The 22,356-nt window shown below is 70.2% G+C and carries 23 protein-coding genes; 12 read left to right on the forward strand and 11 right to left on the reverse strand.

Annotated elements, in window-relative coordinates; all coding sequences use genetic code 11:
• The first annotated feature begins 41 nt into the window (after positions 1–41).
• From purL to D458_RS0131095, 6 genes are all read left to right on the forward strand, one after another.
• Positions 42–2,336, forward strand: a complete 2,295-nt coding sequence (gene purL / locus D458_RS34605) for a phosphoribosylformylglycinamidine synthase subunit PurL (RefSeq protein ID WP_017590622.1) — start codon at positions 42–44, stop codon at positions 2,334–2,336.
• A 183-nt stretch (positions 2,337–2,519) separates the two neighbouring features.
• Positions 2,520–3,125 carry a hypothetical protein gene (locus tag D458_RS0131080; RefSeq protein WP_152521297.1) on the forward strand — a complete coding sequence of 202 codons (606 nt, stop codon included), beginning with the start codon at positions 2,520–2,522 and terminating at the stop codon, positions 3,123–3,125.
• Between the two features lie 2 nt (positions 3,126–3,127).
• A complete protein-coding gene (locus D458_RS35960; protein ID WP_239648115.1) occupies positions 3,128–3,589 on the forward strand; it encodes a DUF4913 domain-containing protein in 462 nt (153 codons plus the stop codon).
• 131 nt (positions 3,590–3,720) lie between these two features.
• Complete coding sequence (locus D458_RS37290) at positions 3,721–4,299, forward strand: hypothetical protein (RefSeq protein WP_017590624.1); 579 nt, start codon at positions 3,721–3,723, stop codon at positions 4,297–4,299.
• A gap of 618 nt (positions 4,300–4,917) precedes the next feature.
• Entirely contained in the window at positions 4,918–5,403 is a 486-nt protein-coding gene (locus tag D458_RS0131090) for a hypothetical protein (RefSeq protein WP_017590625.1), read from the forward strand.
• Positions 5,404–5,428: 25 nt separating this feature from the next.
• The gene (locus D458_RS0131095; RefSeq protein WP_026119858.1) at positions 5,429–5,677 is read left to right on the forward strand and encodes a hypothetical protein; all 249 of its coding nucleotides are present in this window, start codon (positions 5,429–5,431) and stop codon (positions 5,675–5,677) included.
• Between the two features lie 202 nt (positions 5,678–5,879).
• On the opposite strand, the gene D458_RS0131100 is transcribed toward D458_RS0131095, so the two are convergent.
• From D458_RS0131100 to D458_RS38045, 6 genes are all read right to left on the reverse strand, one after another.
• Positions 5,880–6,854 carry an ABC transporter substrate-binding protein gene (locus D458_RS0131100; protein ID WP_017590627.1) on the reverse strand — a complete coding sequence of 325 codons (975 nt, stop codon included), beginning with the start codon at positions 6,852–6,854 and terminating at the stop codon, positions 5,880–5,882.
• Entirely contained in the window at positions 6,847–8,814 is a 1,968-nt protein-coding gene (locus D458_RS0131105) for an ABC transporter permease (protein WP_040703001.1), read from the reverse strand. The genes D458_RS0131100 and D458_RS0131105 overlap by 8 nt, the downstream gene beginning before the upstream one ends.
• Before the next feature lies 1 nt (position 8,815).
• Complete coding sequence (locus D458_RS0131110) at positions 8,816–9,982, reverse strand: quaternary amine ABC transporter ATP-binding protein (RefSeq protein WP_017590629.1); 1,167 nt, start codon at positions 9,980–9,982, stop codon at positions 8,816–8,818.
• The gene (locus D458_RS0131115) at positions 9,979–11,559 is read right to left on the reverse strand and encodes a GMC family oxidoreductase (RefSeq protein ID WP_017590630.1); all 1,581 of its coding nucleotides are present in this window, start codon (positions 11,557–11,559) and stop codon (positions 9,979–9,981) included. Before D458_RS0131115 ends, D458_RS0131110 begins: the two co-directional genes overlap by 4 nt.
• Positions 11,560–11,653: 94 nt before the next feature.
• A complete protein-coding gene (locus D458_RS0131120) occupies positions 11,654–13,180 on the reverse strand; it encodes an aldehyde dehydrogenase family protein (RefSeq protein ID WP_026119859.1) in 1,527 nt (508 codons plus the stop codon).
• Between the two features lie 362 nt (positions 13,181–13,542).
• On the reverse strand, positions 13,543–14,343 hold the full coding sequence (locus tag D458_RS38045) for an alpha/beta fold hydrolase (protein ID WP_017590632.1): 801 nt from the start codon (positions 14,341–14,343) through the stop codon (positions 13,543–13,545).
• Between the two features lie 168 nt (positions 14,344–14,511).
• On the opposite strand from D458_RS38045, the gene D458_RS0131130 reads away from it, so the two are divergent.
• From D458_RS0131130 to D458_RS0131140, 3 genes are all read left to right on the forward strand, one after another.
• On the forward strand, positions 14,512–15,675 hold the full coding sequence (locus tag D458_RS0131130; RefSeq protein ID WP_017590633.1) for a sensor histidine kinase: 1,164 nt from the start codon (positions 14,512–14,514) through the stop codon (positions 15,673–15,675).
• Positions 15,672–16,331, forward strand: coding sequence for a response regulator (locus D458_RS0131135; protein WP_017590634.1), 660 nt, complete (start codon positions 15,672–15,674; stop codon positions 16,329–16,331). The genes D458_RS0131130 and D458_RS0131135 overlap by 4 nt, the downstream gene beginning before the upstream one ends.
• A gap of 126 nt (positions 16,332–16,457) precedes the next feature.
• Complete coding sequence (locus D458_RS0131140) at positions 16,458–17,126, forward strand: class II aldolase/adducin family protein (protein ID WP_017590635.1); 669 nt, start codon at positions 16,458–16,460, stop codon at positions 17,124–17,126.
• Between the two features lie 88 nt (positions 17,127–17,214).
• Here the strand turns inward: D458_RS0131140 and D458_RS0131145 are convergent, their stop codons facing one another.
• The 4 genes from D458_RS0131145 to D458_RS0131160 are packed head-to-tail and all read right to left on the reverse strand — an operon-like array spanning position 17,215 to position 19,870.
• Positions 17,215–17,748, reverse strand: coding sequence for a G protein-coupled receptor family protein (locus D458_RS0131145; protein WP_017590636.1), 534 nt, complete (start codon positions 17,746–17,748; stop codon positions 17,215–17,217).
• A 28-nt stretch (positions 17,749–17,776) separates the two neighbouring features.
• Positions 17,777–18,055 (reverse strand): helix-turn-helix transcriptional regulator, encoded by a 279-nt coding sequence (locus tag D458_RS0131150; RefSeq protein WP_017590637.1) that lies wholly within the window; start codon positions 18,053–18,055, stop codon positions 17,777–17,779.
• Entirely contained in the window at positions 18,045–18,908 is an 864-nt protein-coding gene (locus D458_RS0131155; RefSeq protein ID WP_017590638.1) for an ABC transporter permease, read from the reverse strand. The genes D458_RS0131150 and D458_RS0131155 overlap by 11 nt, the downstream gene beginning before the upstream one ends.
• A complete protein-coding gene (locus tag D458_RS0131160; protein WP_017590639.1) occupies positions 18,905–19,870 on the reverse strand; it encodes an ABC transporter ATP-binding protein in 966 nt (321 codons plus the stop codon). Before D458_RS0131160 ends, D458_RS0131155 begins: the two co-directional genes overlap by 4 nt.
• Before the next feature lie 279 nt (positions 19,871–20,149).
• Here D458_RS0131160 and D458_RS0131165 point away from each other — a divergent pair, with 279 nt between their 5' ends.
• The gene (locus D458_RS0131165; protein ID WP_017590640.1) at positions 20,150–20,560 is read left to right on the forward strand and encodes a VOC family protein; all 411 of its coding nucleotides are present in this window, start codon (positions 20,150–20,152) and stop codon (positions 20,558–20,560) included.
• Between the two features lie 19 nt (positions 20,561–20,579).
• Here the strand turns inward: D458_RS0131165 and D458_RS0131170 are convergent, their stop codons facing one another.
• The gene (locus tag D458_RS0131170; RefSeq protein ID WP_017590641.1) at positions 20,580–21,347 is read right to left on the reverse strand and encodes an alpha/beta fold hydrolase; all 768 of its coding nucleotides are present in this window, start codon (positions 21,345–21,347) and stop codon (positions 20,580–20,582) included.
• 151 nt (positions 21,348–21,498) lie between these two features.
• Between D458_RS0131170 and D458_RS0131175 the strand changes: the two genes are divergently transcribed.
• A complete protein-coding gene (locus tag D458_RS0131175; protein WP_017590642.1) occupies positions 21,499–22,038 on the forward strand; it encodes a DinB family protein in 540 nt (179 codons plus the stop codon).
• 92 nt (positions 22,039–22,130) lie between these two features.
• On the forward strand, positions 22,131–22,337 hold the full coding sequence (locus D458_RS0131180; protein WP_017590643.1) for a type II toxin-antitoxin system VapB family antitoxin: 207 nt from the start codon (positions 22,131–22,133) through the stop codon (positions 22,335–22,337).
• Positions 22,338–22,356: the final 19 nt, after the last annotated feature.

The raw sequence follows: 22,356 nt of genomic DNA on the forward strand, positions 1-22,356 counted from the left end.
ACTCTCCGCGCAACTCCGCGACACCCGAACGGAACCACCGCATGTCTGAAGCACCCGGTCTCGACACCGTCGCCACGGCGACCGGCAGTCCCGACACACCCCAGCCGTACGCCGAACTGGGCATGGCCAAGGACGAGTACGAGCGGGTCCGCGAGATCCTCGGCCGCCGTCCCACCGCCGCCGAGCTGGCCATCTACTCGGTGATGTGGAGCGAGCACTGCTCCTACAAGTCCTCCAAGGTGCACCTGCGCCAGTTCGGCGAGAAGGCCCCGGAGAACGACGCCCTGCTCGTGGGCATGGGCGAGAACGCGGGCGTCGTGGACGTCGGCGACGGCAACGCCGTCACGTTCAAGATCGAGTCGCACAACAGCCCGTCCTTCGTCGAGCCCCACCAGGGTGCGGCCACCGGTGTGGGCGGCATCGTCCGCGACATCCTCACCATGGGCGCCCGCCCCGTGGCAGTGATGGACGCGCTGCGCTTCGGCCCGGCCGACGCCGACGACACCAAGCGGATGCTGCCCGGCGTGACCTCCGGCATCTCCTTCTACGGCAACTGCCTCGGTCTGCCCAACATCGGCGGCGAGATCGGCTTCGACCAGAGCTACCTCGGCAACCCGCTGGTCAACGCCCTGTGCGTGGGTGTGCTCAAGCACGAGGACATCAAGCTCGCCCAGGCCCCCGGCCCGGGCAACAAGGTGGTGCTGTTCGGTTCCACCACCGGCCCCGACGGCATCGGCGGCGCCTCCGTCCTGGCCAGCGCCTCCTTCGACGACGAGTTGGAGTCCAAGCGGCCCAGCGTCCAGGTCGGCGACCCGTTCATGGAGAAGCTGCTCATCGAGTGCAGCCTGGAGCTGTACGCCAAGGACATGGTCGTCGGTATCCAGGACCTCGGTGCGGCGGGTGTCTCCTGTGCCACCACCGAACTCGCCGCGGGCGGCACCGGCGGCATGAACATCCAGCTGGACCGGGTCCCGCTGCGCGACCACCGGCTCACTCCCGAGGAGATCCTCATGAGTGAGTCGCAGGAGCGCATGATGGCGATCGTCGAGCCCGCCAAGATGGCCGACTTCCTCGCGATCTGCGACAAGTGGGGCATCCTCGCCGCCGAGATCGGCGAGGTCACCGAGGTGACCCCCGAGGAGGCCGAGCGCGGCGGCCGCCTGGTGATGACCTGGCACGGCGAGACCGTGGTGGACATGCCGCCGCGGACCGCCTCCGACGAGGGGCCGGTCTACGAGCGCCCCTACGCCCGCCCGGAGTCCCAGGACGCCCTGCAGGCCGACGACGCCGCGAAGCTGGCCCGCCCCGAGGGCGACGCCGAGCTGCGCGAACAGCTCCTGAAGGTCCTGGGGGCGCCCGGCATCGGCGACCCGACCTGGGTCACCCAGCAGTACGACAGCTACGTGCGCGGCGACACGGTCGTGTCCGCCCCGCACGACTCCGGCATGATCCGGATCTCCGAGGACTCCGACCGCGGGGTGGCCCTGGCCACCGACGGCAACGGCCGGTTCACCCTCCTGGACCCGTACACGGGCACCCAGCTGGCCTACGCCGAGGCCTTCCGGAACGTCTCCGCCACCGGCGCCCGTCCGCTCGCGGTCACCAACTGCCTCAACTTCGGCTCCCCCGAGGACCCCGGGGTCATGTGGCAGTTCGCGGAGACCACCCGCGGCCTGGCCGACGCCTGCCAGCAGCTCGGCACCCCGGTGACCGGCGGCAACGTCAGCTTCTACAACCAGACCGGTGACGTGCCGATCAACCCGACCCCGGTCATCGGTGTGCTCGGCGTGATCGACGACGTCAACACCCGCCTGCGCTCCGGTTTCGACACCGACGGCGCCCGTGTGTTCCTGCTGGGTGAGACCCGCGCCGAGTTCAGCGGCTCCGCCTGGGCCGACGTGGTCCACGGCCACCTGGGCGGTCTGCCGCCGCAGGTCGACCTGACCGCCGAGGCCGCCCTCGGCGAGGTCCTCGCGGGCTCCGCCGAGCAGGGGCTGGCCGTCGCCGCGCACGACCTCTCGGACGGCGGCCTGGCCGTCGCCCTGGCCGAGTCCGCCCTGCGCGGCGGCAGGGGTCTGCGCGTCGAGGTGGACGGCGACGCCTTCACGGCGCTGTTCAGCGAGTCCGGCGCCCGCGCGATCGTCGCGGTCGGTCCGGGCCAGGAGGAGGCGTTCGTCGCGCTGGCCGATCAGCACGGCGTGCCCGTCACCCAGATCGGTTCCGTGGGCGGCGAGAGCCTGTCCGTGACCCACGCGAACGGCGTGGTGGAGATCGGCCTGGAGGAACTGCGCACCGCTTACGAGGCGGCCCTGCCCGCCCTGATGGACGGCGTGTAGGACCCGAAGCCTTCAGCGAGAGGGGACGTTCCCGGACGGGGGCGTCCCCTCTTCCGTGTGCCCGGTGACCTCGCGACACCCTTTTCGACTGGCCCGTGAGCGATCCACCGGTTCGCGCGCCGGACCGAGGATCGCTTCCGGGTCGCTCGTTCGAAAGACGTGACCAGGCACAGAGGAAGCAGTATGCCCGCAACACAGAGCTCCGGCGACGCGTCTTCTTCCCGGAAGCGCCCCTGGACGGCCATCGGCTCAGCTGGGGCCGCCCTGACCGTGATCGCCGCCGGGGGCCTGTTCTGGTGGGACGCTCAAGGCGCCGACCACGTCACCACTGGCCCCCTTGACGAACATCCCCTTGCCCGAACCGCCTCCGGCTCGGCCTGGGAGTGGGCTCCGCCGGAGGATGCCGAGGTCGCCGCGGTCCGCCCGATTCCTTCGGGTGTCGCCGTCCAACTCGATGACGGTGTCATCGCACTGGACGGTGTCACCGGCGAACCCACTTGGCGGTACCGACGCCCGGAGACAGCCCTGACCGCGGCCGGAGAGATCGTCGGAGAGCAGGAGATCGAAGAGAACAGGCACAGTCGGTTCGTCAACAACCCGACCCTGGGACCGGGGGGTACGACCCAGCATCTGCCCGCCTCAGGGGTCTACCAGCTCACGAACGACGCACGGATCGAACTCCTCGCATCGGAATTCACCGCGCGTTCCCTCACGGACGGCACCGTGCTGTGGAAGCCGACGGGCCCGAACTGTACTTCGGTTCGGTGGACGGGTTCGTGCGCGAGGTGATCGTGCCGATCCACCGGCGCAAGGTCGGCCCTCGCGGCAGCCGCAGATGGGCCGCCGAGTGGTGGTGTTCGGCCGAGGCCATCTCCCGGTTGGAGAGTCTGTGGCGTTCCTGGGAGCACCTGAGGCTGGACCCCGCCACGGGGATGAGCGTCTGGTGGCGGGACCACGCGGACCACCACATGCAGATCCTGTTCGACCCCGAAGGCCCCTTCGGCAGCAGCCAGGACGAGAACAAGGCGGGACAGCCCCTCCCCTGCACGGCGCCGCCCGAAGGGCTGTTCCCCGACCTGCGAGGCGAGGGAACGGGCCTCCACGATGGACGGGAAGCATGCGCGCGATGCCGTGAGCGACCCGGGACCGGAGCCGAAGCCGAGCAGGGAAAAGGTCAGGAAGGGCCTGGCGGCCCGTGCTCACCGTGCCAAGGGGAGGAAACCGCACGAACACCACCTGTAGGGCCGTACTGACGCTGGCCCGGCACGGGCGTGTGTTCCATACTTCTGCTTGACCCCGAACCGAGACCCACACTCCACCATCCCGCTCCACGGACCGAACACCGTCCCGTTCGGCTGAACACCGAGGAAGGAAGACCCCGGCCATGAGGCTCGTGCCCGCGCTCCGGATGCTCTCCCAGGGGAGCCTGACAGACGACCAGCACCAGCAGTTGCTCAGTTCTCTCCAGCTCGACGAGTCCCCCCGTACCGAGGGTCCCGGGGCCGCGATGAGCGTCGCGCACCGCTCCTTCACCACCGACAGCGGAAACCAACTGGTCCTGGACCTGGCCACCACAGGGGAGTCCGGCTGGATACTCGCCCTGTTCTACGACAAGCAGGGGGGACCGCCTTCGGACGAAACGGTCGAGAACCACCGGGTCCTCTTCCGAGGCCTCGCCGAACAGTTCGGACTCCACATCCTGGATGTCGTCCCCGCCGCCACCGCTGACGAGGTCTTCGTCGTTCCACCGGCTCCGTACGGCACCCCCGAGAGCGCGATCGGCGTCTCCTGGGACCCGCCCCACGAGACCCTCGAACAGTTGTGGCCGCACCTGGGACTGCGCGAGGACGCCCCCAGGGAGGTCAAGAAGGTCAAACTGCGCGAGATCATGCGCACCCCCGCCTGGGCAGCCGCCCCCGAGGCGCTGCGCTTCCAGGCCGAGAACTTCCTCCGGGACCGCTGAACGACAGGGCGGGCGACGGTCCCCGGAGAACGTCCATCCGTTGGACGGCGACCAGGCGAAGGCCCTGGGAGGCGGATCTCCGTGCGCGAGGTGCTGGGCGCCTGGTCACACGGTGGCGGTGACAACGTCCGTGCGCTCGCGCTTCAGGAGGCGACGAAGGAGGTGTTCGGCCTCACGGGCGCACAGCAGCAGGAGTTGAGTCCGTCCACCCGGGCGAACGTGGACATGGAGCTCGGCTACGACAGGGACGCCCTGAGCGCAGCGCTGCTATCGGTTTTGTCCGGAGCTCCGCCCGGGAGAACGAGCCGGGGCCCGGAGTCGCCGGCGAGGCGGAGCAGCAGCGCTTCGCCGTGCTGCGGACCGCCGATTCGCAGTGGCGGCCGATGGAGATCACCGGCCGGCTCGATCCCGGCAACCCGCTCGACGCGCACCTGATGCGCGCCCTCGCCGGGAAGGAGAGGTTCCCGGACTGGTGGCCGCGCGACGACTCCGGATACACCGTCACCAAACGGGACCTCGACTTCCTCGGTATCCAACCGGTCCAGGTCAGGTGGCTGGCCACCGGTGAGGCACCCATGGGGACGACGCCCGAGCTCTATCAGCGCTTCCGCGGGGGAGATGTTGGAGGCCCTCGGACACGACGGGGCGCAACCGTCCCAGGTCGACGTCCGGCTCAAGGTGAGCGGGGCCGATTACTTCCCCGGGCTCCACAAGACGCTGCCGACCGAGTCCGAGCTGGAACACCTCCCGGAAGCCCGCCGGCGCCTGCGCGAGTGGCTCGGCGATGCCGACCTCAACATCAGCAGTACCGCACTGGTCAGGAGGGCCAGCGAGTTCTGGAAACAGGAGCATCCCGAACGCTACTCCGGTCATTTCCTGGGAGGGCACGGACATCTCGACAAGGGGACGGTGAAAGGCGCCTTCCCCTCCCTCAACTCCTGGGCCGAAAAATGGGAGCGCACCCTGGGGAGACCGTTGTCCCTCTCCGCGGGGCGCCGTCAGGAGGCGGCCGTCCACCGTCCCGCTGACCGCCCCGCGGACGTGGAACGAAGGGGGCGCCCCTTCTCACATCCCCGTTCTGTTGGACGCGGCGGGCCGGGGTAGGAGTGGGGTCAGGGAGGTGTTGAGCATGGAACGTGCCAGACGCGGCAGGTTGAAAGGGGCGCTCGGGAGTCACGACCGTCCGGCGAGCGCCCTGGGGTTCCGGGTGGTCCTGGCCCTGTTCGGGGCGCTGGTGCTCCTACTGGGCACGGCGGCCGCCATGGTCTGGACCGACGAGACCTGGCTGGTCGTGGTGCTGGGCCTCGGGTTCGTGGCGTCCTGCGTGAACGTGTACTGGGTGAGCCGCCGTCTCCACTACGAGCGGCCCCGCCACTGAGCGCGGACGCGGGGGTACCGGGAATCCTGAAAACCGTCCCCCGTTGCGGTGATCACGGATAGAGTGACCCTCAGTGATCGCCCGTGGTTCTTGGGTGGTCAATCAGCCCCGGGTCGGTCTTCCTGCCCCCGACCCGGGGTTTTCGCGTGCAAGCGAAAGGGCGGAACCCCCGCGGGTCCCGCCCCTGCTCGCATCCGAGCACTCAGATGCGGTCCTCGTAGCCCTCGGGGAGCCACTCCTGCCAGATGTCGCGATTCTCGCCCACCCAGGCCTCCGCGGCATCCGACGGGTCCATGCCCTCGTCGGCGATCATCGCGGCGACCTCGTTCTGGTCGGCGTTGGTCCACCTCCAGTTGTCCAGGAACCGGTAGGCGTGGTCGTCGTTCTCCACGAAGCCGGCCCTGAAGATCTTGTTCAGGTCGTAGACCGGGTAGTCGCAGTCCACGTACTCCAGGTCGGCGTCACAGCCGTCGTAGTACTCCGGGAAGTCGACCTTGACCAGGTCGATCTCCTCCTGGAACCACTGCGGGTCGTAGAAGTAGAAGAGCACCGGCTCCTCGTTGGCGGCCCTGCGCCGGACCTCGGTGATCTGCGCCGCCTCGGAACCCGCGTAGACCATCTCCAGGTCCAGGTCGAAGGCGTTGATCATCCCCTGGTCCTGGCTGACGAACCCGGGCGCGCCCGCGAGGAACTCTCCCTTGTCACCGGTCTGGGAGGTCCGGAAGAGGTCGGTGTTCTCCTTCAGCCCCTCCAGGGTGGTGATCTCCGGGTACTCGTCCGCCACGTAGGCGGGGACGTACCAGCCGATCACGCCCTCGTTGCCGGTCGGCCCGCCGTCGACGGCGGTGCCGTTGCCCTCGGGGCCGTACAGCTCGAACAGGTCCTCGTGGCCCCAGTTCTCCACGATCATGTCCAGGACGCCCTGGTCCAGGGCCTGCCAGGACGGCTGCTCGTCCACTCGGACCAGCTGGACCTCGTACCCCATCTCCTCACGGAGGATGTGGGCCAGCACCTCGGCGCTGGCCTCGTAGCCCACCCAGCCGTTGACCGCGATCCGCACGGTGTTGGGGTCACGGGCGATCTGGTCGGTGCGCACCGCGCAGGAGCTCACCATCACCAGGGCCAGTCCCACCGCGAACAGCCGGAGCAGGGTGTCACTTCTCAGAAAACTAGGCACGGGGTGCCCTCCTTCCCTGCGTCACGCGGTCCAGGAACAGGCCGAGGAAGACGATCGCCAGACCGGAGGCGATACCCAGCCCCAGCTCGTTCTGGGCGAGGCCGAGCACCACATCGTTGCCGAGCGCGCCCGCGCCCACCAGCGCGCCCATGACCACCATGGACAGCACCAGGATGATGCCCTGGTTGACCGCCAGCCGCAGAGAGCCCACGGCCATGGGCAGCTCCACCTTGGTGAGCAGCTGCCACCTGGTGGAGCCCTGTGACACGGCGGCCTCGATCGTGCCCGCCGGAACACCGCGGATGCCGTCGTTGACCAGCCTGATCACCGGGGGCAGCGCGAAGATCACCGCCGCGGCCAGGGCCGGAACGGGCCCCAGACCGAGCAGCGCCACCGCCGGGATCAGGTACACGAACGGCGGCAGGGTCTGCATGAAGTCCAGAACCGGCCGCAGGATCGCCGCGAACACGTCGCTGCGGGACATCAGGACGCCGATCACCACGCCCAGCGCGATGGTCAGCACGGTGGCGACCAGCACCTGCGACAGGGTGTCCATGGCGTTGGACCACACGCCCAGCAGACCGATCGCGACGAAGGAGACCGCGGAGACCAGCGCGGTGCGCCAGCCGGAGAAGATCCCGCCGAGCGCCGCGGCGACCAGCACCACCAGCCACCACGGGGAGCCGGTGAGCAGGTGGTTCAGCGGACTCAGGATCTCGCTCTGCGTCCACTCCCCCAGTGCCGCGGTCGCCCCGCCGATGGTCGCCTGGATCGCGTCGTCGGCCGCGTTGATCGGGATGTCGAGCCGGACGGACAGCTCTCGCGGCCAGCCGCCCAGGTCGAGCAGGCGGCCGACCGCGGTGACCAGGATGACCAGTGCGAGTCCGCCGGCCAGCAGCGGCATCCGCCGGCTCTCCCGGATCCGCGGAGTGTGCGCGCCGTGGCCGACGGCTCCGGTCACCCGGTCCATGGCGATCGCCAGCATGACGATCGCCAGACCGGCCTGGAAGGCCTGGCCCACGTTGATCTTGGACAGCGCCTGGTAGATGGCGTCACCGAGACCGCCCGCGCCGATCACCGACGCGATCACGACCATCGAGACCGCGAGCATGATGGTCTGGTTGACACCCAGCAGGATGGTGCGTTTGGCCAGCGGCAGCTGAACCTTGGTGAGGATCTGCCACGGGGTCGATCCCAGCGAGGTGGTCGCCTCGATCGCGCCCTTGTTCACCTCGCGGATCCCCAGCGCGGTGATCCGCACGACCGGCGGGAACGCGTAGACCGCGGTCACCACGGCAGCCGCCGGGTTGCCGATACCGAACAGCAGCACGAACGGCAGCAGGTAGGCGAAGGCCGGCATGATCTGCATGAAGTCCAGCACCGGGCGGATGCCCCGGTAGAATCGTTCGCTGCGCCCGGCGAGGACACCCATCGGGATGCCGAACAGCAGGGCCATGAAGACCGAGGTGATGATGAGCGACAGCGTCGTCATCGACTCGTTCCACAGCCCGGTGAGCGCGAACACCCCGAAGGCGGCGAGCACCAGCAGCGCGACCCGCCATCCGGCGATCCGCCAGGCGGCGAGCACGCCGAGGACGGTCACGCCGGCCCAGGTGAGGAAGTCGAGGAACTGGTTGATCAGCACGACGGCCGATCCCAGTCCCACCGAGATGTAGTTGAAGAAGTACAGGAACAGCGGACTGTCGTTGCGGTTGGCGACGATCCACGCGTAGACCCCGTCGAGCCAGGCCATGAAGCTGTCGCCGGCGTTGGTCGGGAAGCTCCCGGCCCAGGCCGGGTTGCCCAGCAAGCGGGCCGCCCAGTAGCCCGCGACCAGCACCGCGACCGCGGCCAGGGCCTGGAGCCACGTGTTGCGCAGCAGGCCGCCGGAGTCGCCCGATCCCCCCGGATTCCTCGCACCGGTGCCCGCGGCACCGGCGGGTCGGGTCATCGCGGCCATGTCACCCACCGTCCCCGGCCGGCGCCGGGCCGGCGTGGTCGGTGGCCTCGTCGGAGATCTCCTCGACGGTCTCCTCCTCGATGGCGGCCACCTGGTCGGCGCCCTCCAACTGGTCCTCGGCGATGGCGCGGAGCACGTCGTCGCGGCCCACGTAGCCGAGGAGGGTGTCGCCCTCCACGACCCGGACCGGGGCGGTGCTCGCGGCGAGCATCGGCAGGATCTGGGCCAGGACGGTGCCCGGTTCGGTGGTCGGACCGTCGGTGCGCTCGTCGGGGAAGGGGTCGCGGACCAGCCACCGCGCCGTGAGCACGGTGGTGCGGGCGACGTCGGAGGTGAAGTCGGCGACGTAGGCGTTGGCCGGTCGGCCGACGACCTCCTCGGGGGTGCCGACCTGGACGAGCTCGCCGTCGCGCATGATGGCGATGCGGTCGCCCAGCTTGAGCGCCTCCTGGAGGTCGTGGGTGATGAAGACCGCCGTCTTGTTCAGCTCGCGCTGGAGTCGGACGACCTCGTTCTGCATGTCCCGGCGGATCAGCGGGTCCAGGGCGCTGAACGGTTCGTCGAACAGCAGGACCTGCGGGTCCACCGCCAGGGCGCGGGCCAGGCCCACGCGCTGCTGCATACCGCCGGAGAGTTCACCGGGGCGGGCGTTCTCGTAGCCGGACAGGCCGACCATGTCGATCATCTCCATGGCCCGCGCGTGGCGTTCGGCGCGCGACATCCCGCGCACCTCCAGCCCGTAGGCGACGTTGTCGATGATCTTGCGGTTGGGCAGGAGCCCGAAGTGCTGGAAGACCATGGCGATCTTGTGCCTGCGCAGCTCGCGCAGGCGCTGGTCGCCGGCCTCCTCGATGTCCTCGCCGTCGAGCAGCACCGACCCGGAGGTCGGTTCGATCAGCCGGGTCAGGCACCGGATCAGCGTGGACTTGCCGGACCCGGACAGGCCCATGACCACGAAGATCTCTCCCGGCCGCACGTCGAAGGAGACGTCGCGCACCGCCACGGTGCAGCCGGTCCGCTCCTTGATGAGGTCCCGGTCGGCCCGTTCGAGGTCGGTGCCGATGACGCTGTCGGCGTTCCTGCCGAAGATCTTCCACAGGTTGCGGACGGAGAAGGTCACGTCGGGGGAGCCCTGGGGCGGGGCCGCCTCGGTGGCCTGGGTGCTCATCGGTTCTCCTTCTTGTCCGCCGCCGGGTCCGCGGCGCGGTCCTGGCGGATCAGGTCCGCGGCGCGCTCGCCCAGGGCGAGGACCATGACCATCGGGTTGGGTGTGGGCAGCGTCGGGAAGACCGAGGCGTCGGCGACCCGGAGGCCGCGCAGCCCGCGCACCCTCAGGCGGGGGTCGACCACGGCCGCGTCGTCGTCGGCGGCGCCCATCCTGCAGGTACCGGCCGGGTGGTAGACGGTGTGCGCGGCACGGCGGCCGTACTCGGACAGCTCCTCGTCCGTCCGGACCTGCGGACCGGGGGCGACCTCGCGCTTGAGCCACGACTTGAACGGCTCGGTCGCGGCGACCTCGCGAGCGATCTTCAGCCCGTCCACGATGGTCTTCTCGTCGTACCCCTCGGGGTCGGTGAAGTAACGGAAGTCCAGGGCGGGCTGCGCCTCGGGGTCGCTGCTGGTCAGGTAGAGCTTGCCGCGCCCTCGGGACCGGGGGATGTTCGGGGTCATACAGACCGCGTAACCGTCCTCGGGCGAGTCGTAGCCCAGTCGCTTCGTGTTGTCGTCGAAGGGGATCTGGTAGATGTGGAACATCAGGTCCGGGCGGGGATCGCTCTTGTCGCGCCGCACGAACAGAGCCGCGTCGGAGTCCATCACGGTCTCCTCGGGAACCCGCTCGTTGGTCTCCCACATGATGATCGACTCGGGGTGGTCCTGGAGGTTCTCTCCCACGCCCGGCAGGTCGTGGCGGCTCTCGACGCCGATCGCACCCAGCTCCTCGGCGTTGCCGACGCCGGACAGCATCAGCAGGCGGGGGCTGTCGACGGCGCCGGCGGCGAGGACGACCTCACGGCGGGCGTTGACGGTGATCCGCTCGCCGTCCTTCGTCGTGGCGCTCACGCCGGTGGCGCGGTCACCGTCGAAGAGGATCTGACCGGCCCAGGTCTCCAGCAGCACGGTGAGGTTCTTCCGCACGCCCATGATCGGGTGCAGGTAGGCCACCGAGGCGGAGGAGCGGTAGCCGGTGTAGGGGTCGTAGGCGATGGACAGGAAGCCCGTGCCGTCGGCGAACCCGCCGCCGTGGGAGGTCAGGGCGTTGAAGTCCTCGATGACCGGGACCCCGGTCGCCTCGGAGGCCGAGGACACCCAGTCCTTGACCATCGCGTTGCGGTCCTTCTCGGCGATCGGGACGATGTTGCACTTGATCCGGTCGGCGTAGGACTGCACGGTGGCGTTGTCCCAGCCCTCGGCGCCCGCCGCGACCCACTCGTCCAGGTCCTCGGCGAACGGCCGGAAGCTGATCAGCGTGTTGTGCGAGGAGCAGCCGCCGAGCACCCGGGCGCGCGAGTGCAGGATGTGCGAGTTGCCGTTGGGCTGCTCGGTGGTGGTGTACCCGTAGTCGAGGTCGCTGTCGAGGACGCTCAACCAGTCGCGGAGCCGGAGCACGTTCTCGTGGTCCCGGTCGTCGGGTCCGCCCTCGATGACGCAGACGGTGGTGCCGGGGTCCTCGGTGAGCCGGTTGGCGATCACCGATCCCGCGGTGCCTCCGCCGACGATGACGTAGTCGTAGGTGGTCTCGTGCATGGGCACGGCCCGAATCCTCTCGTTTCTGATGTTGAGGGGGGCACCCGTCGGCACGGAGGACGGAACCGCGCCGACGGGTGACCCGGAAGAGCGGCTAGCCGAACCAGCGCTGGGGCTCCGGCGACAGGTTCCGGTAGATGTGCTTGGCCTCGCGGTACTCGTCCAGCCCGGACGGGCCGAGCTCGCGGCCGACGCCGCTGCGGCCGAAGCCGCCCCACTCGGCGCCCGGGAAGTAGGGGCCGTAGTCGTTGATCCACACCGTGCCGTGGCGCAGGGCCGCGGCCACGCGCTCGCCGCGGGCGGTGTCGTCGGTCCAGACACCGCCGGAGAGCCCGTAGTCGGTGTCGTTGCCCAGCTCGACCGCCTGCTCCTCGGTCTCGAAGCGCTCGACGGTCACGACCGGGCCGAACACCTCGGTCTGCACGATGTCCATGGACCGGTCGCAGTCCACGAACACGGTGGGGCGGTAGAAGTAGCCGTCCTGGAGCTCCGGGTCCTCGGGGCGCTTGCCGCCCGCGATGATCCTGGCGCCCTCCTCGACACCGCGCGCCACGGCCTGCTCGACCTTGGCGCGGTGCTCGGCCGACACCAGGGGCCCGCAGCGAACGCCCTCGTCCTGGCCGCGGCCGATCCGGACGGCCTCGGCGCGGCGGGCGAGTTCGGTGGTGAAGGCGTCGTGGATGTCGTTGTGCACGATGAGTCGCGCACCGGCCGAACACACCTGGCCGGAGTGGAAGAACGCGGCGCTGAGCGCGTAGTCCACGGCCGTGTCCAGGTCCACGTCGGGGAAGATGATGTTCGGGTTCTTGCCGCCCAGCTCCAGGGCGATCTTCTTGACCGTCTCCGAGGCGGCCGCCATGATCCGCCGGCCGGTGACCAGGCCGCCGGTGAAGGAGACCAGGTCGACGTCGGGGTGCTCGGACAGGGGCGCGCCCGCGTCGGGGCCGCTGCCCAGGACCAGGTTGACCACGCCCGCGGGGACGCCCGCCTCGGTGGTGAGCTCGACCAGCTTGGCGGTGGTCACCGGGGTGACCTCGCTCGGCTTGATCACCATGGTGTTGCCCGCCGCGATGGCCGGGGCCATCTTCCAGGCCAGTTGGAGCAGCGGGTAGTTCCACGGCGTGATCATGCCGCAGACGCCGACCGGCTCGTAGACGACCTTGCTGTGGACGCCCTCGGGCGCGGACACGAGTCGGCCCGCGTCCTTGTCGGCCAGGCCGGCGTAGTAGCGGAAGACGTTGGTGACGTCGTCGACGTCGATCCCGCCCTCCTCGACGGTCTTGCCGGTGTCCAGCGACTCCATGACCGCGATCTCCTCGCGGTCGCGCTGGAGCAGGTCGGCGATCCGGTCGAGGATGCGCCCGCGGTCCCCGGCCGGGGTGCTGCGCCACTCGCCCTTGTCGAAGGCGCGGCGCGCGGCGGCGATGGCGTCCTCCGTGTCGGCTCTGCCGCCCTCGCTCACGATGGTCAGGACCGAGGCGTCAGCGGGGTCCAGGATCTCCCGGACGCGTCCGTTCTGTGCCGCCCGCCATTGGCCGTCGATGTACAGGCTGGTGGCCGTGGCCGCGCCCGGTTCGGACAGGTACGGCACGGAGGGCAGGGATTCGTAGCTCTGATTCACGGGGCCCTTTTGCCCAAGTTCGCTGGTCACAAACTGCCTCGTCTCATAGGACACATATGTCACAAAGTTCCCATACCGCGGGGCGCCTGGTCCGTGGCTCAGGTCACCGGGCCCTACCCGACACACCTATGCCCCGGAGCACCCCGCCCGCGGGCCGGACACACCGCGGTGGGGAACAGCGGAACGAGACTTTGACGTGCGTTTGTGCGGATCCGGCCGGAGCCCGGGGCTCAGGCCGCGGCCTGGTCCGTGACTCGGCGGACGGCCTCGACGGCGATCTCGGGCTGGTCGACGTGGATGTAGTGACCGCTCTCCTCGGCGATACCGAGCCGGCTGTTGGCGGAGACCGCCAGCCACTTCTCCTAGCCCTCGGCCCACACCCGCTCCAGGTCGTCGCCGTACTCGGCGATCTCACCCAGGTAGGGGACCCCGTGCCGGACGACCTCGGTCGGAATGTCCCCGGCCGAGCGGACCCGCGGGTCGCTCTCGATGACGAGGTTCTCCGGGTTCTCCCCCTCGAACACCGCGAGGTTCTGCGCACGGACCTCGGCGCCCTCGCCGGTGGCCGACTCCGGGATCACGTCGGTGATGTCGTCCGGCATCGTCGGCGACGTGGCGTCCAGCAGGACCAGCCCCGCGACCCTGTCGTGGTCGGGCGCGTAGCGGGCGGCGACGAGGCCGCCCAGCGAGTGGCCGACCAGGACGACCGGCCCGTCAGGGGCGACGTCGTCGAGGACCGCGGTGAGCGTCTCCCCGCTGTCGGCGACGCTCCGGAGGCCGTCCGGCCGGTCGCTTCCGCCCTCGCCCAACCGGTCGTAGGAGCAGACCCGCTCGCCCTCGGCCAGGGTCTCCTGGAGGTCGGCCATGGTGTCCAGGCCGTCTCCCATCCCGGCCATCAGGACGATGACCGGCCGCCCGTCCGCCGGGGTCCCGGAGCAGGAGAGGTGCACGGAGGCGCCGTCGACGTCGAGTGCCTTCGTCCCGGTGAACAGCTCGCCGTCGGTCACCACCTCCTCAGCGGCGGTCTCCAGGTCGGACCGCACCTCCTCGGCGGCGGACTCCAGGTCCGATCCCACCTCGGAGAACACACCGCACCCGACGAGCGTGCCCGCCACGGCGCAGCACAGGGTGGTCAGGGCGGTCGTCCGGACGGGGCGGATCATGGGGGTCTCCAGGCTGTGCGTCGAGAGGGGGCGAGGGCTGGGGAGAACGCTACGGACCCGGCGGCCGGAGGTCGTCACCTCGCGGTGGACACCTGCGCGTAGCTCGCACGGGGGACAGGGGCCGGTTCTCCTGGCAGCCTCCCGGCCGCCGCCCACTACACTTCCCCAGTGACCTGGCTCCAGCGTCTCCCCCCTCTCTGGCAACGGCTCGACGTCACCGTCCGGGACCTGCCACTGGCCCTGCTCTTCCTGACCGTCTCCCTCGTCCCCGCGCTTCACGGCTACGGGACCCAGGTCGGCGGTGTGCCCAACCGCCCCTTCGACACCCTCGGCGCCGTCGCGCTGATCCTGCAGTGCCTGCCGCTGGCCGGGCGGCGACGGTGGCCGGGCCTGACCCTCGCCCTGGTGACGGTCGGCTTCGCCCTGGACCAGCTGCACGGCTACCACCTGGTCGCGGGCGCCGCCCTGCCCGTTGCGCTGGTGAGCGCCGGCGCCCACCTGGACCGGTTCCGGCGCACCGCCATGGCGGTGGGCTCGGCGGTCTTCGTGGTGCTGGCCCTGATGCTGACCCGGCTCGGGACGGGTGAGACCCCGGTCGACTGGGTGACGTTCTTCGCGGCGCTGGCCTTCGCCTGGGGGATCGGATCATGGTGGCGCTCCACCCGCGTCGCCGAGGCCGAACACCGCCGCCGCCTCGCCGCGGACACCCGCGCCGCCGAACGGGCCCGCATCGCCGCCGAGCTCCACGACGTCGTGACCCACCACGTGACCGCGATGGTCGTGCAGACCGAGGCGGCCCGCTACCTGACCGCCGACCCCGAACGGCTCGACTCGACCCTGACCACGGTCACCGACACCGGTCGGCGGGCCATCAGCGACCTGCGCCACCTGCTCGACGTGCTCAACCCCGACAACACCGCACCCGTTCCCGGGCCCGAGGAGGGGCTGCACACCGTGGTGGAGCGCACCCGCCGGGCCGGGCAGCCGGTGGAGTTCAGCGAGGAGGGGGTGCCGGCCGCCTCGCGCGGCAGCGCCGACCTCGTCGCGCACCGCGTCGTGCAGGAATCGCTGACCAACGCCCTCAAGTACGCGCACGGCAGCCGGACCACGGTGCGCGTGCGCCACCGCCCCGAGGAGATCACCGTGAATGTGAGCACCGACCGCCCCGGCCCCACCGGGGTCTCCCCCGGCGGCAGCGGACGCGGGCTGGCCGGCCTGCGCGAACGCGTCGAGGTCCTGGGCGGCGAGTTCAGCGCCGGCCGGCACGACGACGGTGGTTTCACCGTGCACGCGCGCATCCCCGCCCGCGCCCCGGCGGGCAGCCGGGTATGAGCGCACCGATCCGGGTCCTGGTCTGCGACGACCAGGTACTGATCCGCACCGGCCTGGTCACCATCATCGGCGCCCAGCCCGACATGGAGGTCGCCGGTGAGTGCGGGGACGGCCGGGCCGCGGTCGAGCTCGCCGAGCGGTTGCGCCCCGACGTCGTCGTGATGGACGTGCGCATGCCCGTACTCGACGGGATCGAGGCCACACGGCGCCTGGCCGGCGCCGGCGTGGACCGCCCCGTCAGGGTTCTGGTGGTCACGACGTTCAACCTCGACGAGTACGTCTACGAGGCCCTGCGCGCGGGGGCCAGCGGTTTCCTGCTCAAGGACGCTCCCCCCGCGCAGCTGCTGCACGGCATCCGCACCGTGGCCTCCGGTGCGGCGCTGCTGGACCCCGAGGTCACCCGCCAGCTCGTGGGGAAGTTCGCCGCCCGGATCCGTCCCACCGGCTCCCCTGCTGTCGACACCCCCCTCACCCCGCGCGAACTGGAGGTCCTCGGCCTGATCGCCACCGGACTGTCCAACAGCGAGATCGCGTCGAGCCTGTTCATCAGCCAGGAGACCGTGAAGACCTTCGTCTCGCGCATCCTGGCCAAACTCGGCCTGCGCGACCGCGTCCAGGCGGTGGTGTACGCCTACCGGCACGGCCTGGTGACCTGAAATCCCCCACCGGGGGAATACAAGGACAGCTCTTTGACGTACATTTAGGTGTACCTAAGTCGGTCTGACCGACTTTGCCGGACGCACCCCCACGGACCGCTGCCCGCGCACCCCACCGAGGAACGCATGCTGCTTGAACAGGAACGCCGCGATCTCTGCCTGACCGCCCGCGCCATCGCCCAGCACCCGGGCACCGCCCCCGGTGAGGCCGGGACCGTCAGCGTCCGCAGCGGCGACCTGGTGGTCGTCACCCCCCACGGCGTCCCCCTCGACCAGCTCCAGCCGCACGACTGCCCGGTCATGTCCCTGGACGACCGGATGCTCGAGGGCAGGCGCGACCCCGCCGCCGAGACCACGCTCCACATGGCCGTGCACCGCCACGCCGCCGACCAGGGCCGCGATTCCCTGGCCGTGGTCAACGCGTTCACCACCGACACCGTCGCCGTCTCCTCCGTCCTCCCCGAGCTCCCCCCGATCCACCACCGCGCCGCCGCCCTGGGCGGCGCCGTCACGGTGACCCCCTACACGCCCTACGGCACCGGCGACATCGCCGACCAGGCGGTCAAGGCCCTCAAGGGCCGCGGCGCCGCCCTGCTCGCCAACCACGGCGGCCTGGCCCTGGGCCGGAACCTGGAGCACGCCATGGAGAACCTCCGGCTGCTCGACTGGCTCTGCACCACCTACCTGAGCGCCCGCCGCCTCGGCGAGCCCCGCGTCCTCTCCGAGGACGAGCTCGCCGAGGTCCGCCGGCGCGACACCTACGGCTGGGCCGGCCCGGACCCCTTCTCGTACTAGCCGGCATCGGAGGCCAGGACCCCGGGCAGCTCGGAGCAGAACGCCCGGCCGTGTCGTGCTGACCAGGGGGCCCGTGGCCTTCAGCGGGTCAGGGCTGGGCGGGTTCGTCGTCGGGAAGCTCGTCGGGCTGGATCCAGGCCAGGTAGAAGGCCGGGGCCGAGGCGTGCACCATCGCCAGCACCCACAGCAGCGGGGAGGCCAGCCAGCTGGGGAAGACCACGCTCGCGGGGCTGAAGGTCGTGATGAGGATGACCAGAATGAAACTGGTCCCCAGGACCGCACTCGTGAAGGACTGGCCGAAGCGGTTCGCATGATCCCGCTCCTCGCGCTGACGCTCGTCCAGAAGGCGTACCGGCAGGGAGGCCCGGGTGATCTTGTTCAGCCGGGTGACCAGGTAGAGCAGCGCCGCGACGAGACTGACAACCGCTGCCAGCATGACGAACTGCGGACCGCCGGTGTTGCGCAGAGTCGTGACGGCCAGCAGCACGGCCACGGTCAGAATCAGCGCGGTGAGCAGCACCACGTGCAGGCGTCGGCGGGCCCTGGAGGCTCGGGCGCGGTTCAGGGAAGGGGTCTCGAGCGAGACCAGAATCGCCTGATCGAACTGGTTCATCGGGTTCATCGGGAACCTCCTCGGGGTGGAGCGGCCGTCACTGGCCGATGCGGGGGAAGGGTTCGGTGGAGAACACCACCTCGACCGGGACCTCGAAGTACTTCGCTATGCGCAGGGCCAGGTGGAGGCTGGGGCTGTACTCGCCCCGTTCCAGGTAGCCGACGGTCTGGTAGTGGACCCCCAGGGCCTCGGCCAGTTGCCGGCGGGACACGTTCCGTTCGGCCCGCAGCATCGCGATCCGGTTGAAGATCGCCTCCGTGTTGGCCGCCGACCTGGCGCGGCGGCCGTTCCCGCCCTGCTTGTTCTCAGTAGGCACGCTTCATCGCTTCCTCTCGGGCCGCCTGGACCCGCGACCCCGACGTACGCCGGGCCATCCGCCGCAGCACACGTTGCGCGACGAGGAACCCGAGCACCGTCCACAGTGCCAGGACCCCGGCGACCAGCGGCAACTGAGCGACACCGAACTCTCCGGCGGCCAGGGCCTCGGCGGGAAAGAGCGCGGCGCGCAATCCCTCGCCGATCCAGTAGATCGGAAAGACCATGGCGACCGTCTGGAGCCAACCGGGCAGGAAAGCCATCGGGAAGAAGATCCCCGAGATGCCCACCAGCACCATGACGGGCAGCATGGCCAGGCCGACAACCAACCTGGGGTTGCTGATGAGAGCTCCGATGATCGCTCCGATCGAGGCCAGCGTCGCCAGACCGAGCAGGCACACCCACACCAGGGCGAGGGCTCCCGTCCACCCCTGGACGGCGACACCGTCGACGAACAACAGCGCCGGGACCAGCAGCAGGGACATGGCGAGAACCGACATCAACAGGATGTGGACGGTCTTGCCGACCGTGTACCCGATCATGCCGTGCGGGACGGCCCGGCAACGCAGGAGCGTTCCGTCCTCGCGTTCGGTGGCGATCACCTGGGCGGTGGTCGCCATCCCCAGCATCGCGATCATCGTGACGAGGCCGGAGAAGATGATCGTCATCCCCGAGGTGATGCCCCCGGCCTCGTTGTCACCGAGGAACAGCGCCATCCCGAGGAACATCGCGGGGAGCATCAGGTAGCCGAGCAGCACCTCCTGGGGGTTGGTCATCGAACCGCGGAACTCGATCAGGCCCCGGGACAGCCCGGCCCGGACGGCGTTGGCCCCGAGGCCGACGGAGGTGTTCATCGGATCTCCTTCGTGAACTCGTCTGCGGCACGCTCGGCGTCGCCGCTCTCGTACCGCTGGACCATGGCCATGTACACGTCCTCCAGGGACGGCCGGGACACCCTCAGATCGGTGAGGTCCTCGCCGTGCTGCGCGTACAGTTCCGCGACATGGCGGGCGGGGGTGTCGGTGGCGTGGACGTGACGCTGCTCCCCCACGGTCCAGGCCACCTCGCTCTCGCTGGCGATCAGGGAGGAGAGCTGGTCGGGGCTGCCGTCGGCGACGATCCGGCCCCCGGCCAGGAGGAGGATGCGGTCGGCGAGCTTCTCGGCCTCGTCGAGGTCGTGGGTGGTGAGCAGGATCGTGGTGTCCTCCTCGTCTGCGAGCCGGAACACGAGGTCGTGGAAGTCCCGGCGGGCCCTGGGATCGAACCCGGCGGTGGGTTCGTCGAGGAAGAGGACCTCGGGTCGGCCGACGATGCCGATCGCCACGTCCAGGCGGCGGCGCTGCCCTCCGGAGAGGGTTCTGATCTTCTGGTTCGCGTGTTCGGTGAGGCCGACGAGGTCCAGGAGGACTCCTGTGTCGTGGGGGCGGACGTGGTCCGTCTTGGAGTAGGGAGCGTAGAAGCGGCCGAAGTGGTGGAGCAGGTCGCGGACCCGCCAGGCGCCGTGGTCGCGCCAGGACTGGAGGACCACGCCCAGGCGTGAGCGCCACTCCTCGTCGCCGTGGTCCGGGTCGGAGCCGAGGACGTCGACCTCGCCGGCGGAGCGGCGGCGGAAGCCCTCGAGGATCTCGATGGTGGTGGTCTTGCCCGCGCCGTTGGGCCCCAGGAGCGCGATCACCTCGCCGCGCCGCGCGGTGAGGTCCACCCCTTTGAGGACCTCGGTACTGCCGTAGTTCATGCGCAGGCCACTGACCCTCAGCACGGTCTCGGCCGGGATCCCGGAGGCCAGGGCGCCGGCCCTGGACCTGCCGGCTGCCATCTGACTCGTCACAGCACTCCTCCTCTTCTTCGTCATCACCCTGCTTCGATTGATAGTACATGTACTACATTCACGAGCACAGGGACTATGAAGCGTCGAAGACTGGCAACGGACATGTCCCGGAACGAGTTGAGGACCCGAACTCACAGGTCAACAGGGAGGGCCGAAGAGGCGTGGCCACATCCGGCCACGCGACATCCGGGTACGGATACTCAGTGATCCGTCACCCTCAGACGTGAGAATGGTGCCGACGACCAACCCGCACGGCAGGAGGCTCCCATGCGCTGCAGCTACATCAGGCTCCTCGTCAACGACTACGAGGCCTGCTTCCGCTTCTACGCCGACGTCCTCAAGCTCCCCCTCCTCTGGGGTGACGAGAACAGCCGTTACGCCGAGTTCGACGTGCACTCACAGACACGGCTGGCGATCAACCAGCGCGAGGTGATGGCCGAGGCCCTGGAGACCGACACCGCCGACCCCGAACTCCCCCACCAGGACCGGTTCGCGGTCATCTTCGAGGTGGACGACGTGGACGAGACCGCCGCCGGGCTGGTCGCGGACGGCGCCCGTCAGGTGATGGCGCCCCGGGACTGGACCGCGTGGGGCATCCGGGCCGCGCACTTCCGCGACCCGGACGGCTACCTCCTGGAGATCAACTGCCCGCTGATCCCGGTCCCCGAAGAGACCTGACCCCCGCGGTCGCGCGTGTTCAGGCGGCCATGTGCTCCACGAGCAGTTCGTTGACCCGGTCGGCGCGTTCCACCCCGAGAAGGTGCGCGGCACCGGAGACCACCTCGAACCGGGCCCCGGAGAGCCCGTCGGCCAGCCTGCGCCCGTGCCCGGGCGGCAGCAGGGGATCGTGCGCGGCTGAGACCACCAGGGTGGGCACACGCACGTCGGAGACCAGGTTGCGCTGGTCCATCCCGGCCACGGCATCGCAGATCGACGCGAAGGCGCCCGGGTCGATGCCGCCGAAGTCCTCCGTGAACCGGGCCGCGACCTCCGGGCGGTCGTCGGTCAGGTCCGGGGTGAACCAGGGCAGGACCACGTCCGCGGTGACCGAGTCCAGTCCGCTCCCCCGCACCCTCGAGGCGATCCGGTCCCAGCGGTGCATGGGCGGGGTGCGCGGCGTCCCGGCCAGCAGCGCGAGCCGCTCCAGGGTGCGCGGGGAGTTGGCGGCGATCCAGAGCAGCAGGGAACCGCCGAAGCCGCCGCCGACCGCGGAGACCCGGGAGAACCCGAGGTCCTCCAGGACCCCCAGGATGTCCAGGGCGAGGTCCTCGACGGAGTAGGGCCCCTCGGGCGCCGGGGAGAACCCGTGCCCCCGGTGGTTGACCCGCAGCACCTGCCGATTTCGGGTGAGTTCGGGCATCTGGGGCTCCCAGACCGACATCTTCGTCCCGAACGGCGGCACGAGCAGCACGACGGGCGCGTGCCTGGGGCCGTCGAGTCGGTACTGGAGCGGTATCAGGGCCATGGAACCTCCGGGTCGCCAGACCGCCAGGTTATCCGCAGTGCTTTCGAGGAAGCCAGAAAGTCAGTCCGTTCCGCCTGAGTGGAGGACAGTAACTGACCGCCATGCTTCCTAGGGTCGGGTCAAGCGAGACGGACACGACAGAGGAGTTCCCATGACGGCGACGGTTACCGAGACGAACCACCGGGTCGATGCCGAGCGGGACGCGCTGCTGTCCTTCCTGGCCGAACAGCGCGAGTTCCTGCTCACCACGGTCAGGGGCCTGGACGACGCCCGGCTCCAGGAGCGGCCGACCGCCAGCGTCCTGAACCTGATCGGCATCGTCAAGCACGTGTCGGGCGCCGAGCGCGGGTGGCTCCGGTTCATCGAGGAGGGCCCGGACTCGAAGGAGGTCGACTACGAGTCCCAGGAGACCTACGACCACCACGAGAACACCTTCCGCCTGGTCGGGGACGAGACCGTGGAGGGGGTCCTGTCCGGGTACGCGGAGACGGCCGAGGCCACCGAGGCCTGCATCCGCGCCCTGCCGGACCTGGAGGTCAGCCAGAAACTCCCGCCCGCGCCCTGGTTCCCCGAGGAGACCGCGTGGACCGCGCGTGACGTTCTGCTGCACCTGATCCGTGAGACCGCGCAGCACTGCGGGCACGCCGACATCATCCGCGAGTCGATCGACGGCCAGAAGACGATGGGCTGACCTGCGACACCCTGTGCGCGGGTAGTGCGCGTGTCACTCTCCGTATGCGGGACCATGGGTTGTCCCCATCCCCGAACGGCGAGGAGCGCGGAGTGAGCCCCACCTGGATCGACATCGACGACGAGGCCCTCCGGGAGACCATGCGTTTCTCCGGCGCCCGCAACCACGACGACGCGGTCAACCTGGCGCTGCGGGTGTTCGCGGCGCGCCACCGGAGCCGGGCCGAGACCCTCGGAGAGCGCGGCCGGACCGAGTCGGCGCCCCGGAGCCGCGAGCCGAAGCGGGCCCGCGAGGCCTGACACACGAGCGGGGGGGGGG

The sequence above is a fragment of the Nocardiopsis ganjiahuensis DSM 45031 genome, assembly GCF_000341085.1.
Taxonomy (GTDB): Bacteria; Actinomycetota; Actinomycetes; order Streptosporangiales; family Streptosporangiaceae; genus Nocardiopsis; species Nocardiopsis ganjiahuensis.